Genomic DNA, 13,603 nt, shown 5'->3' with positions numbered 1-13,603 from the left:
ACCGCCTGCGCGCGCTTTACGCCCAATAATTCCGGACAACGCTCGCCCCCTACGTATTACCGCGGCTGCTGGCACGTAGTTAGCCGGGGCTTTCTCGTGAGGTACCGTCACCGCGCCGCCCTCTTCGAACGGCGCTCCTTCGTCCCTCACAACAGAGCTTTACGACCCGAAGGCCTTCTTCGCTCACGCGGCGTCGCTCCGTCAGGCTTTCGCCCATTGCGGAAGATTCCCTACTGCTGCCTCCCGTAGGAGTCTGGGCCGTGTCTCAGTCCCAGTGTGGCCGGTCACCCTCTCAGGCCGGCTACGCATCGTCGCCTTGGTGAGCCGTTACCTCACCAACTAGCTAATGCGCCGCGGGCCCATCCGCAAGTGACAGCCAAAGGCCGCCTTTCAACCAAAGACCATGCGGTCTTCGGTGTTATCCGGTATTAGCTCCGGTTTCCCGGAGTTATCCCGGTCTTGCGGGCAGGTTGCCCACGTGTTACTCACCCGTCCGCCGCTGACCAAANGCCCGCTCGACTTGCATGTATTAGGCACGCCGCCAGCGTTCGTCCTGAGCCAGGATCAAACTCTCCAAAGAAAGTTGATTGGCTTTTCGCATTGTCCAGCTTCGGCCCGCCGCCTCTCGGGGTCAAATAACTTTCGCCTTCGGGATTGTAAATCCCTGCAGGCGAAGAACATTTGCCCATCGCGGCGACCCGCGAGCCTCAGCTTTTCTTATGACGCTTGCGTTTTGTTTAGTTTTCAAGGAGCTTTTTCGCTGTCCCTTAATGATGACAGCTATTAAATAATAACCCATGGACAACGAAAAGTCAACAACTTTTTTATTTCTTTACCGTCACAAGCAATGTTGATTGTATCATGTGGATGTTGTTTAGGCAATAGTATTTTTTGGAACTGACACTGATCAACCTTGCACCATTTCCTCGATATATATGTCCCGCTGAACGCTTAGTGACAGCAACTGTCCGGTTTCGATGATCTTGACGATCGGCCGGGCTGGCTCGTCCGAAGGAATAAACATAACTTCAGCCATTTCGCCGTTGGAGAGTTTGACGACGGCTCCTGTTTGTAGGCCGATGAGATTGTTCACCAGCGCGGCGACAGCTTCTGTACTCAGTTTGCCGAACTGCTCCCTTTGCATCGTTTCAATGGCCCGAAACGGCGACTGTTTGCGACGGTATAACCGTTCTGAAGTCATGGCATGGTAGACATCAGCGACGGCAACGATCTGGCTGTAAGGGTGAATTCTTTCTGCTTTTACTCCGAGCGGGTAGCCGCTGCCGTCATTTCGTTCATGATGTTGCAACACAGCAAGTTTTGCCCCATGGTTTAGCGCAGGGATTTTTTGCACCATGCGGTAGCTGAAGACAGGGTGCTGCTTTACTTCATTGAACTCGGCTTCAGTGAGCGCCGACGGATTTGTCAAAATTCTCTTACTTACTTTCGCCATGCCACAGTCTGCTAGCACACCGGCAAGGGCGATTTGGTGGCATTCCCCTTCGCTGTATCCAAGCTGCATGGCCAAAAAGCCCGCGAGCAGCCCGACGCTGACGGCATGATGGTGCAAATATTCGTCCTTTGTTGCGTAATGATGCAACATAAGCAACTCCCGTTTTTGGCCCGCCATTCGTTCAAAAAGCGAAATGATGACCCCTCTGATTTCGCCGATATCAACCGGCAAACCGGCTTGCCACGATTGAAACCATGTTTTGTATCGTTGGACCGCCTCTAAGTAGAAGGCCATCGGCTGTTTGGCAACCGCCGTTGATGCGGAATCGACGTTGGGAAATGGTTCACCGTTAGCAAGCAATGGTTCAACGTCCACTTCCTCAACGAGGAATTTTTCAAGTACGAGTAGCAACGGTTTCGTGATCACGGTGTTTTTCGGTATAATTGGACGTTTCGTCTTGCCGAGCACATCTTCAGCGAGCACGCATCCTTCGCGAAGCTGGGAGCGTTTCACACGGACCATCGATTAGTGCCCCCTTTGTCTTTTTTTCTCTGTATTTCTATCGTAACATGATTTTGGCCGCGATGGCAGGCTTTTGAAACAGAAAAACGACGCCCCGCGCCTATAGGCGAAGCGCCGTTTCCGTTAGGCTGAATGATCTTCTTCTTTATTCCTCGTCCCTTTCTTCCTCAGGCACTTTCGCCACCGTAGCGACGCACTCATGCCCATCTTCGCCAGAGAGGCGAATGAGCTTAACGCCTTGGGCGATTCTTCCCGTCCGAGAAATATCGCTGACGGCAATGCGAATGAGCACGCCGCCGGTCGTGATCACCATGACGTCTTCATTGCCGACGACGGTTGTCACCGCAACGACAGGACCGTTTTTATCCGTGACGTTGCACGTTTTCAATCCTTTGCCCCCGCGGCTTTGCACGCGGTATTCCGAGGCCGGAGTGCGCTTGCCGAACCCTTTTTTCGTGACGACAAGCACATCATGATGGTCTTCTAAAATTTCCATGCCAACTACTTCATCCCCGTCATCAAGCGTGATCGCTTTGACTCCAGTCGCGCTGCGGCCCATCGCCCGCACGTCGGTTTCCGGAAAACGGATGAGCATGCCGTTTTTCGTACCGATGATCAAATGCTTTTTGCCATCCGTCAGCCGGACAGAAATCAGTTCATCCCCTTCGCGCAAATGGATGGCGATAAGCCCGTTGTTGCGAATATGGGCGAACGCTGAAAGCGGGGAACGTTTGGCAATTCCTTGCTTTGTCGCAAACACGAGGTAGCGTTCATCGCTAAACTCGCTTTCAATCGGAATCATGGCGTTGATCCACTCATCTTTATCGAGCTCAAGCAAGTTGATGATCGGCAGCCCTTTGGCTGTGCGGCCGAATTCCGGAATCTCGTAGCCTTTTGCCTGATATACTTTCCCTTTATTCGTGAAAAACAGCACGGTGTCATGAGTCGACGTAATGAGCAAATGTTCGACAAAATCGTCTTCCGCCGTATGCATGCCTTGCACGCCCCGTCCGCCGCGTTTTTGGCTCCGGTACGTCGATAAAGGCAAGCGCTTGATGTAGCCTTTATGAGTAAGCGTGATGACGACATGCTCTTGTGGAATTAAATCCTCGTCATCGAACTGCTCAACGGCTCCTGAAACGATTTCCGTGCGCCGCTCATCGTTGAACCGCTCCTTAATTTCGCTCAGTTCATCGCGAATGATTTGCAATACTTTCTCTTCGTCGGCCAATACGCCTCTCAGTTCTGCGATCAGACGGACAAGGTCTTGGTATTCTTGTTCGATTTTTTCCCGCTCAAGGCCGGTTAACCGTTGCAGGCGCATATCCAAAATCGCCTGCGCTTGCCGTTCACTGAGTGAGAACCGCGCCATCAGCCCTTCGCGCGCCGCCTCCGTTGTCTGTGAGCGGCGGATGAGGTCGATCACTTCATCCAAATGGTCAAGGGCGATGCGCAACCCTTCCAGAATGTGAGCACGCGCCTCGGCTTTTTTCAGCTCAAACGCCGTCCGCCGGCGGATGACGGTTTTTTGATGGTTTAAATAATGCTCCAAACACTCTTTTAAGTTCAGCACTTTCGGCTCGCCGTTTACCAAAGCAAGCATGTTGATGCCAAAACTCGTTTGCAATGCCGTATGTTTGTACAAATTGTTCAACACAACCTTCGCGTTGGCATCGCGCCGCACTTCGATAACGATGCGCATGCCGCTCCGATCCGACTCGTCGCGCAAGTCGGTGATGCCGTCAATTTTTTTGTCGCGCACAAGTTCGGCGATCCGCTCGATCAGTTTCGCCTTGTTTACTTGGTAAGGGAGCTCGGTCACAATGATCGTTTCCTTGCCGTTTGGCTGCTGCTCGATTTCGGCCTTGGCGCGCAATGTAATGGAGCCGCGACCCGTTTCGTACGCCTTGCGGATGCCGCTGCGGCCGATAATTTGTCCAGCGGTTGGAAAGTCAGGTCCTGGGATGTATTCCATCAAATCGGCAACCGTCATCTCCGGATTTTGGCTTAATGCCAACAAGGCATCAATCACTTCGCCAAGCTGGTGCGGCGGAATGTTCGTCGCCATTCCGACAGCGATGCCGGATGAACCGTTGACAAGCAAATTAGGAAACCGGGACGGCAGCACGACCGGTTCTTTTTCCGAACCGTCATAGTTGTCTTGATAGTCAATCGTGTCTTTGTTGATATCGCGCAAAAGCTCCATGGCGATTTTCGACATGCGCGCTTCCGTGTAGCGCATCGCTGCTGCCGCGTCGCCGTCAATCGATCCGAAGTTGCCATGTCCGTCGACAAGCATGTAGCGGTAGTTGAAATCTTGCGCCATGCGCACCATCGTGTCATACACGGCGGCATCCCCGTGCGGATGATATTTCCCGATCACTTCGCCGACGATGCGAGCCGACTTTTTATACGGTTTATCGGCAGTCATGCCGAGGTCGTGCATGGCATATAAAATGCGGCGATGCACCGGCTTCAGCCCGTCGCGCACGTCCGGCAGGGCGCGCGAAACGATGACGCTCATCGCATAGTCAAGAAACGAAGAACGCATTTCCTGGCTGATGTTCACTTCGCGGATGCGCGGTTGTTCGTGTTCTGCCATTCGTTCAAACCTCCCTTTGAAACCTCCTCCAGTCCGGACCGCCCGGCCAGGCGGACGCGGACGGACGGCGGGCGCCGCTTCGCTCGCGCGCCGGGTGTCCCCGTCGGCAAGGTGAAGCGAGGAGGGCGGCTGATTCCCTCTTTTTTTATCCTAAATGTCCAAGTTTTTCACATAACGGGCATTTTCTTCGATGAACTGGCGGCGCGGCTCAACTTTATCGCCCATTAAAATTTCAAACGTTTCATCTGCGTCAATGGCGTCTTGCAAGCTCACTTGCAGCAACGTTCTCGTTTCCGGATTCATCGTCGTTTCCCAAAGTTGCTCCGGATTCATTTCGCCCAATCCTTTATAGCGTTGAATCGTCGGTTTTGGCTGGTCCGGCAGCTCGGCAAGGATTTTCTCAAGCTGGCGGTCGTTGTAAGCGTAACGCACCTGTTTTCCCTGCTCGATTTTATACAGCGGCGGCTGAGCGATATAAATGTAGCCGTGTTCAATCAATTCCCGCATATAACGGTAAAAAAATGTTAAAAGAAGCGTGCGAATATGGGCCCCGTCAACATCGGCGTCGGTCATGATGATGACCTTATGGTAACGCGCCTTTGAGATGTCAAACTCTTCGCCAATGCCCGTGCCAAGGGCGGTAATAATCGCCCGCACCTCATTGTTCGACAAAATTTTGTCCAAGCGCGCTTTTTCCACGTTAAGGATTTTCCCGCGCAGCGGCAAAATCGCTTGGAAATGGCGGTCGCGCCCTTGTTTCGCGGAGCCGCCGGCCGAATCGCCCTCGACGACATACAGCTCGCTGATCGACGGGTCTCTTGACGAACAGTCAGCCAGTTTGCCCGGCAAATTGGAAATTTCAAGCGCACTTTTGCGCCGCGTCAGTTCGCGCGCTTTTTTCGCCGCCAGCCGCGCCCGCGCCGCCATCATGCCTTTTTCGACGATTTTTCGGGCAATCGTCGGATTTTCAAGCAAAAACGTTTCAAATTGTTCGGAAAAGACAGCGTCGGTCACCGTGCGCGCATCGCTGTTGCCGAGCTTCGTTTTCGTTTGCCCTTCAAACTGCGGCGATGGATGCTTGATCGACACGATGGCCGTCAGCCCTTCGCGCACATCTTCGCCAGTCAAATTCGTGTCGTTTTCTTTAAAAATTTGCTGCTTGCGAGCGTAATCATTGATAATGCGCGTCAGCGCCATTTTAAAGCCAGATTCATGTGTGCCGCCTTCATGCGTATGAATGTTGTTGACAAACGAATAAATATTGCTCGTATAGCCGTCGTTGTACTGCAAGGCGATTTCTACGGCAATGCCGTCACGCTCGCCAGCGATATAAATTGGCTCTTCGTGCAGCACTTCTCGTGTTCGGTTCAAATGACGGACGTATGAACGAATGCCGCCTTCGTAAACATATTCGTTTTTTCGGCTGTCAACCCGTTCGTCCGTCAGCGTGATTTTTAAGCCGCGATTTAGAAAGGCGAGCTCACGCAACCGAGTGGCCAGCGTTTCATAGTCAAATTCGGTCGTCTCAGTGAAAATTTCCGGGTCCGGCTTAAAACGGGTCGTCGTTCCGGTCCGGTCTGTCTCGCCGATGACTTGCAAGTCGGTGCACGGTTCTCCGCGCTCGTACCGCTGGTAATGGATTTTTCCATCCCGATAGACGTAAACTTCGAGCCATTCCGATAAGGCGTTGACGACCGAAGCGCCAACGCCGTGCAAGCCGCCGGACACTTTATAGCCCCCTCCGCCAAATTTCCCACCGGCATGAAGGACGGTCATAATGACTTCGACGGCGGGACGCCCGGTCGCCTCGTGAATGTCAACCGGAATGCCACGCCCGTTGTCGGCGACGGTGATGCTGTTGTCTTTGCCGATCGTCACATCGATGTTTGTGCAATAGCCCGCCAACGCCTCGTCGATGCTGTTGTCGACGATTTCCCAAACGAGATGGTGCAGTCCTTTCGGCCCCGTCGAGCCGATGTACATCCCCGGGCGCTTGCGGACCGCTTCAAGGCCTTCAAGCACTTGGATTTGGCTTGCATCGTACGTCTGCTCAACCCGTTGTTCCATTGTCATGCCTGATCACCTACGCTTTCTTTGCAAACGTTCAACGGTCTCGCGGTCAAGAAGGAGCGGTTACCGAACCAGAATGGACTCGATAAATAGCCGCTTCTTGAATGATATCGTGCTTAATGCCGTCAATGCTTGTTGTTGTGACAAAAGTTTGCACTTTTTTCCGGATGGCATCAAGGAGGTGGGTTTGCCGAAAGTCATCAAGTTCTGACAACACATCATCCAGCAATAAAATGGGGTAATCGCCTAACTCGGAAAAGATGAGCTCAAGTTCTGCCAGCTTGACCGCTAGCGCGGTTGTACGTTGTTGCCCCTGGGAACCGAAAGTTTGCACGTTTTTTCCATTCACGAAAAACGCGATGTCATCACGATGCGGGCCGACCAGCGTTGTTCCCCGCTGAACTTCCCGTTCCCTCATGGCGGCGAACGTTTCACTGTATGCTTCTACTATTCTCGACAATTCCGCCTTTTCTGATACGTCGACCGACGGTTCGTATCGGATGCAAAGCTGTTCGGCGCCGCGGCTGATTTCATAGTGGATTGGCATCGCCCATTGCTCAAGCAGCGACAAAAACTGGCGGCGCCGCAGCGTAATTTTGGCCGCCAGCAATACAAGCTGCTCAGTTAACACATCAAGAACCGCCTCATCGCTCCGCTCGCGCGCCTGCATCATTTTTAAGTAATGATTGCGTTGTTGCAGCAGCTTTTGGTATTGGCTCAAATCATGTATATACACAGGCGACACTTGCCCGATTTCCATATCGACAAATCGGCGCCGCACTTGCGGACTTCCCTTGACTAAATTCAAGTCTTCGGGAGCAAACATGACGACATTCAAATGGCCGACGTATTGGCTGAGCCGCTGCTGTTCAATATGGTTGCATCTTGCTTTTTTTCCTTTTTTTGAAATAAGCAACTCAAGCGTTAACGACCCGCTTCGTTTTTCCGCTCTTCCTTCTATTTTAGCATACTCTTCATTCCAACGGATAAGGTCTTTATCGTTGGACGTGCGGTGCGACTTCGCCATAGCCAAAACATAAATGGCCTCCATCATGTTCGTCTTTCCTTGGGCATTTTCTCCTAAGATGACGTTCACGCCCTCACCAAAATTCAGCGTTTCATACTCATAATTCCGGTAATTCGTCAACGTTAAGTTGGTCAAAAACACCGAACCTTCACCTACTCCGCTTTTACGACGACGAACGTGCCAAACGGTTCAATGTCGATCCGGTCGCCGTCTCTCAGCTTTCGCCCGCGCCGGTTTTCCCGTTCTCCATTGACAAGCACGTGATGTTCCTGCAAAAACCATTTGGCCGCACCGCCAGTATCGATCAATCGCACAAGTTTCAAAAGCTGCCCCAGCGTAATCGTTTCCGTTGTAATCGTCACCCGTTGTTCCATCCGTGTCATCGCTCGCTTTCCTTCAAACTGCCTATTCTTTTATTTTACCGAAAAATCCGCCCACTCGCAAAGAAAGCCGATGGGAAGGATGGGCATAGATGTTGCCCGCCTTCTCATCGGACTTGAGAAAAAGCAGCGTTGTCGGGCGGCTTTTGCCCTTGAAGCTGAATGGTTTTCGCCAATAGGAGGGCGGTGGGTCAATATGTTCTCACCGGCAAAATGAGCTGAAGCATCGAATCGGTATGAAGCGGGCGCAACAGGAACGGCCGCATGGCCCCAGTGAAGCTGATTTGAATGTCTGTTCCATCAAGCGCCCGCAACGCGTCCATCATATATTTCGCGCTGAACGAAATGTTCAACTCTTCCCCTTCAAGAGACTCCGTTTGCAGCTGCTCCGTCACTTTCCCGATCTCCGGAGAAATCGAAGAAATTTCGAGCATTCCTCCAGGAAGCGTCGTTAGTTTCACAACGTTGTTCCTTCCTTCTCGAGCAAGCAAGGACGCTCGGTCGATTGCCTGCAGAAACTCTTTTGTATTGACGATCATGGTCGTTTTGCTTTCTGTTGGAATCAAGCGGGCCGTCTCCGGATAGTTGCCGTCAAGCAGCCGGGAAAAGAAGAGAAGGTGCTCGGCCTTAAATAGCACTTGATTGGCTGTCATGACGATGTCCACCGGGTGGTTGCCGTCATCCAAAATTTTGCTGAGCTCATTAAGACTTTTTCCAGGGATGACGACGTTGTATGATACTTCATTTTCCGACTCAATTTTCACTTTGCGCATGGCTAAGCGATGACTGTCGGTCGCTGTGCAGACAAGCTCGCCATGTTCAACTTTCCAGTTGACACCTGTCAAGATTGGGCGCGTTTCCGATGTAGAAACGGCGAACACCGTTTGCCGAATCACGGTTTTCAATAAATCAGCCGGGATTTGAAACACGTTTTCTTCTTCAATTTGCGGCAGGCGCGGATATTCGTCGGCGTTTAGCCCATTGAGGCGGAATTCTGAGTGCCCCGAGCGGATGATCGTCAAAAAGTTGTCTTCCGTTTCGATTTCCACCGTTTGTTGCGGCAGTTTTTTCACGATTTCAGAGAAAAAGCGCGCCTGCAGTACGATGCTCCCCGGTCTTTTCACGTCAACGAGCAACTTGCCTTCTTTTTCAAGCGGAATAAACGATTCAATTGAAATGTCGGAATCGCTTCCGGTCAGCGTTACTCCCGAGGCGGTTGCTGTTAGTTTGATTCCGGTCAAAATCGGAATCGTCGTTCTTGTCGATACGGCTTTCATCACGTCTTGGACGCTCTTGGCCAACGCTTCGCGGTCAATGGAAATGTTCACGTTGCTGTTCCTCCCCGTTTCTTTAGATCGTCGGAAATAAATTATAAAAATATAAAAATAAAAACCGTAGTACTAGTCGTATGGCTTGTTAGTATGTGGATAAACAAAAAAAGCGAAGCAAGCACAGCCTGTCCACATGTGGATAAGCTGTGCATAAAACCGAGACAGTTGTTCACAGTTGCTTCAGCTTTTCTTGAATCTCTTGTATATGCCTTTGCAGCTGCGTATCGGTTTGCAAAAGCTTTGATATTTTTTCATGGGCGTGGATGACGGTTGTATGATCGCGTCCCCCAAATTCATCGCCGATTTTCGGCAACGAACAGTCGGTCAGTTCGCGGGAGAGATACATGGCAATTTGCCGAGGGAACGCGACCGATTTTGTTCGCTTTTTCGCTTTAAAATCTTCCATCTTGATGTTGAAATGCTGTCCAACAACGCGCTGAATGTCTTGAATCGTGATTACCTTCGGCTTTGCGCTCGGGATGATGTCTTTCAATGCCTCTGCTGCCAAGTCAGCGGTGATCTCTTTGTTGATGAGCGACGAATAAGCGACGACGCGAATGAGAGCGCCCTCAAGCTCGCGGATGTTCGAGTCAATTTGATTGGCGATATAAAGCATTACCTCGTTTGGAATGTCAAACCCCTCCGCCTTCGCCTTTTTGCGGAGGATAGCGATCCGCGTCTCCAAATCAGGCGGCGTAATGTCGGTGATGAGCCCCCACTCAAAGCGCGAACGCAAGCGGTCTTCGAGTGTTGGGATTTCTTTCGGCGGTCGATCGCTTGAGATGACGATTTGCTTGCTCTCCTCGTGCAGCGTATTAAACGTATGGAAAAATTCTTCTTGCGTTTGTTCTTTTCCGGCCAAAAACTGAATATCATCGATCAGTAGGACGTCAACGTTCCGATACTTGTTGCGAAAGTCGTCAGGGCGGTTGTCTCGGATGGCGTTAATAAACTCATTCGTAAATTTCTCTGAAGATAAATAGACCACTTTCGCCGATGGGTTATGTTCAATCACGTAATGACCGATCGCGTGCATTAAGTGTGTTTTTCCAAGTCCGACGCCGCCATAGATAAACAAGGGGTTGTATGCTTTGGCCGGAGCCTCAGCGACCGCCAGTGAAGCGGCATGGGCGAACCGGTTGCCGGAGCCGATGACAAACGTATCGAACGTGTATTTCGGATTTAACATGCTTTGTGGGAAATCGTTTGTCTCTTCATACGGTTTCCGTTGCTTTTTCTTAGATGACTGGAACTCTAGTTCTTCATCATCCTGATTTGGCGGAATGATAAACTTGACGGCCAATTCTTCGCCCGTGATGGTGTAGATCGTTTCCGCAATCAAATGAGAGTAGCGAGAATCAAGCCAATCTCTAGCAAACTCGTTCGGGGCTACGATGACGAGCGTGTCACCTCGTAAAGAGTGGGCTTTTGTTGACTTGAGCCAAGTTTCAAAGCTCGGCTTGCTGATTTTTTGTTCAATCTCCGCGAGCACGCGATCCCATAAGTCATGGATATTTTCCACCCGTTGCCCCTCCCTTAAGTCAGAGGATGATCGTTTGTTTAAAAAAATAAGTTTGTGGAAAAAGCATATTAAGGAAATAAAGAAGCTTTTCGACAAAATCCACCATCTGTGGGTAACATTATTAACGCGTTGTGAAAAAACTATCCACAATCTATCCACAAAATGTGGATAGACTCCTCTTATCCACATAATTATCCATAGTGAAAACACAATAATAATAGCAAATAAAGCGGCTTGTTGCAACGGGATTTTTTTGATTATCCACAAAATGGACGGGATGTGAAAAAATCATTATCCACACCATTGAATATGTGAAAAAAATGTCGATAAATGTTGTGGATTGTTGATAGGGAGAAAAAATTTATCCACAGCGCTGATCAGAGTTGGAAAAACGAAGAGGCGGTTGACATTTGCTAAGATTGTTCAATATAATGAGAAAGACTGCCCGTAACTGTTATTCCCTAGGGAGGTGTCATAGATGAAACGGACGTATCAACCGAATAGACGGAAACGAAGCAAAGTGCACGGATTCCGCGCGCGCATGAGCACGAGAAACGGCAGAAAAGTGTTGGCGCGCCGCCGCCGCAAAGGAAGAAAAGTTTTGTCTGCATAATAGGCCACTGAAGTTTCAGTGGTCTTTTTTCTCAATATTTTGCCGCCGGGAAATTAGGCAAATGGAGTGTTTGGGGAGAATGAAAAAAAAGTATCGGATCAAGAAAAACGAAGAGTTCCAGGAAGTGTTTCAGAGGGGCGCTTCAACGGCCAACCGCCAGTTTGTCATCTACACGCTTGACCGCCCGGAGCAGCCTTATTTTCGCATCGGGCTGTCTGTCAGCAAAAAACTTGGCAAGGCTGTCGTCCGAAATCGAATCAAGCGCTACATCCGCCAATGCTTCCTCGAATTGAAAGAGGAGATTGCCCCTGGCAAAGACTATGTCGTTATCGCTAGGCAGCCGGTGGCGGAGATGAATTATGCGGAAGTAAAAAAAAGTTTAATCCATGTGCTCCGGAAATCCGGAGGGCTGAAAAAAGGAGGCCAACCGTCGCATTCGGCTTGAAAAAATGCTCCACGCGGCAAAAAAAATGGTAAAATACATACGTGAACTTGTATATGTGGGAGGAAAAAGAAGGTGAAAAGGCGAATCAGATTCATCATTTTGTTCGGTGCGTTAGCGGCTGTGCTGGCCGGATGCACGGAAATTCACAAACCGATCACCCCGGAAAGCAAGGGGTTTTGGAACGAGTATATCGTTTATCCGCTTTCTTGGCTGATCAAATATGTCGCCGGGCTGCTCGGCGGAAGCTTTGGGTTGTCCATCATTGTCGTCACCATTTTGATCCGCTTATTGATTTTGCCGCTGATGATTCAACAGACGCGCAACGCGAAGGCGATGCAAGCGCTTCAGCCGGAAATTGAAGCGCTCCGCAAAAAATACAGCTCAAAAGACGCGCAAACTCAACAAAAGCTCCAGCAAGAGATGATGCTCTTATTCCAAAAGCACGGCGTCAACCCAATGGCCGGCTGCTTCCCGATTTTGATCCAGATGCCGATTTTAATTGGATTTTACCATGCCATCATGCGGACGAGAGAAATTGCCCAACATAATTTTTTATGGTTTGACCTTGGCGAAAAAGACCCGTACTACATTTTGCCGGTCATTGCCGGCGTGACGACGTTCATCCAGCAGAAAATCATGATGGCCGGCTCCGCTCAGCAAAATCCACAAATGGCGATGATGCTTTGGATGATGCCGATTATGATCGTCATTTTCGCGATCAACTTCCCAGCTGCTTTGTCGCTTTACTGGGTCGTCGGAAATATTTTCTCCATTGTGCAAACGTATCTCATTAAAGGGCCGGAGATTGCCGCCCATTCAGGAGGAGCGAAAAAGTGAAAGAAGTGACCGCGACTGCCCGGACAGTCGAAGAGGCGGTGCAGTTGGCGCTCGCGCAGCTTGGCGTGCCTCGAGAGCGTGCGGTTATTGTTGTGCTCGATGAAGGGAAAAGAGGTTGGTTTGGCTTGTTTGGCGGCCGGCCGGCGGTTGTGAAAGCCGTGCTGAAAATCGACCCGGTTGAGGAGACGGTTCGCTTTTTGCAGCAAGTCATCGCGCAAATGGGGGCGGAAGGGGCAAGCATCGAAGCCGTCCGCCGCGGCAAGCAGGTGACGCTTCATGTGCACGGGGGGCCGGTCGGTCTATTGATCGGCAAGCACGGGCAAACGTTAAACGCTCTTCAGTTTTTGGCGCAGCTCGTCGCCAACCGCCATGCTGACGAATACGTGTCGATTGCCGTCGATGTCGAAAATTACCGCGAACGAAGGGAAAAGGCGCTGATCGAACTGGCGCACAAGCTGGCCGCCCGGGCGGTGAAGACGGGAAAAGAAGTAAGGTTGGAGCCGTTGCCGGCGCATGAACGGAAGATCATCCATGCAGCGCTGGCTGACAACAAGCACGTCTTGACCTATTCCGTTGGCGTTGATCCGCACCGTTCGATTGTCGTCGCTCCGAAAACAGGCAAAATGTCGCCGAAAAAAGAGGCGCCTCGCTAAACTGTAGAGAGGCGGCCTCTTTTTTTACGGTATTGGCGCCGCCTGGAAGATTGGCGATGGAAATGGGGGAAACGCTCCAGCAAGAGCTTCTTCAAATGGGGAAACAGCGCAGCAACGGTCTTTTTTGCCTATCCGTCCAGATGATTGT

At 50.9% G+C, this 13,603-nt stretch carries 11 protein-coding genes and 1 rRNA gene; 4 read left to right on the top strand and 8 right to left on the bottom strand.

Features of this window, described 5'->3' with window-relative positions; all coding sequences use genetic code 11:
• The 8 genes from T260_RS122765 to dnaA form a co-directional block, all read right to left on the bottom strand.
• A 16S ribosomal RNA gene (locus T260_RS122765) occupies positions 1–580 on the bottom strand; the annotation flags it as partial.
• 327 nt (positions 581–907) lie between these two features.
• Positions 908–1,975: an HD-GYP domain-containing protein gene (locus T260_RS122770; RefSeq protein WP_014194554.1), complete on the bottom strand. Its 1,068-nt coding sequence runs from the start codon at positions 1,973–1,975 to the stop codon at positions 908–910.
• A gap of 145 nt (positions 1,976–2,120) precedes the next feature.
• Positions 2,121–4,577, bottom strand: a complete 2,457-nt coding sequence (gene gyrA, locus T260_RS122775; protein ID WP_011229522.1) for a DNA gyrase subunit A — start codon at positions 4,575–4,577, stop codon at positions 2,121–2,123.
• 150 nt (positions 4,578–4,727) lie between these two features.
• Entirely contained in the window at positions 4,728–6,650 is a 1,923-nt protein-coding gene (gyrB, locus tag T260_RS122780) for a DNA topoisomerase (ATP-hydrolyzing) subunit B (protein WP_014194553.1), read from the bottom strand.
• Between the two features lie 46 nt (positions 6,651–6,696).
• On the bottom strand, positions 6,697–7,815 hold the full coding sequence (recF, locus tag T260_RS122785; protein ID WP_011229520.1) for a DNA replication/repair protein RecF: 1,119 nt from the start codon (positions 7,813–7,815) through the stop codon (positions 6,697–6,699).
• Between the two features lie 11 nt (positions 7,816–7,826).
• Entirely contained in the window at positions 7,827–8,057 is a 231-nt protein-coding gene (gene yaaA, locus T260_RS122790; protein WP_012820418.1) for a S4 domain-containing protein YaaA, read from the bottom strand.
• 188 nt (positions 8,058–8,245) lie between these two features.
• Positions 8,246–9,382 (bottom strand): DNA polymerase III subunit beta, encoded by a 1,137-nt coding sequence (gene dnaN, locus T260_RS122795; protein WP_011229518.1) that lies wholly within the window; start codon positions 9,380–9,382, stop codon positions 8,246–8,248.
• Between the two features lie 172 nt (positions 9,383–9,554).
• Positions 9,555–10,907 (bottom strand): chromosomal replication initiator protein DnaA, encoded by a 1,353-nt coding sequence (gene dnaA / locus T260_RS122800; protein WP_011229517.1) that lies wholly within the window; start codon positions 10,905–10,907, stop codon positions 9,555–9,557.
• 478 nt (positions 10,908–11,385) lie between these two features.
• Between dnaA and rpmH the strand changes: the two genes are divergently transcribed.
• From rpmH to jag, 4 genes are all read left to right on the top strand, one after another.
• The gene (gene rpmH / locus T260_RS122805) at positions 11,386–11,520 is read left to right on the top strand and encodes a 50S ribosomal protein L34 (protein ID WP_003253900.1); all 135 of its coding nucleotides are present in this window, start codon (positions 11,386–11,388) and stop codon (positions 11,518–11,520) included.
• A gap of 79 nt (positions 11,521–11,599) precedes the next feature.
• Entirely contained in the window at positions 11,600–11,965 is a 366-nt protein-coding gene (gene rnpA, locus T260_RS122810; protein WP_011232960.1) for a ribonuclease P protein component, read from the top strand.
• 72 nt (positions 11,966–12,037) lie between these two features.
• The gene (gene spoIIIJ / locus T260_RS122815; RefSeq protein WP_011232959.1) at positions 12,038–12,802 is read left to right on the top strand and encodes a YidC family membrane integrase SpoIIIJ; all 765 of its coding nucleotides are present in this window, start codon (positions 12,038–12,040) and stop codon (positions 12,800–12,802) included.
• Positions 12,799–13,455 carry an RNA-binding cell elongation regulator Jag/EloR gene (gene jag / locus T260_RS122820; protein WP_011232958.1) on the top strand — a complete coding sequence of 219 codons (657 nt, stop codon included), beginning with the start codon at positions 12,799–12,801 and terminating at the stop codon, positions 13,453–13,455. The genes spoIIIJ and jag overlap by 4 nt, the downstream gene beginning before the upstream one ends.
• The last annotated feature ends 148 nt before the right edge of the window (positions 13,456–13,603 follow it).

Source organism: Geobacillus thermopakistaniensis (genome assembly GCF_000498995.1).
Lineage (GTDB): Bacteria > Bacillota > Bacilli > Bacillales > Anoxybacillaceae > Geobacillus > Geobacillus thermoleovorans.
The sequence above is the reverse complement of the archived record's forward strand: the minus strand, read 5'-3'. Positions and strand labels throughout refer to the sequence as shown.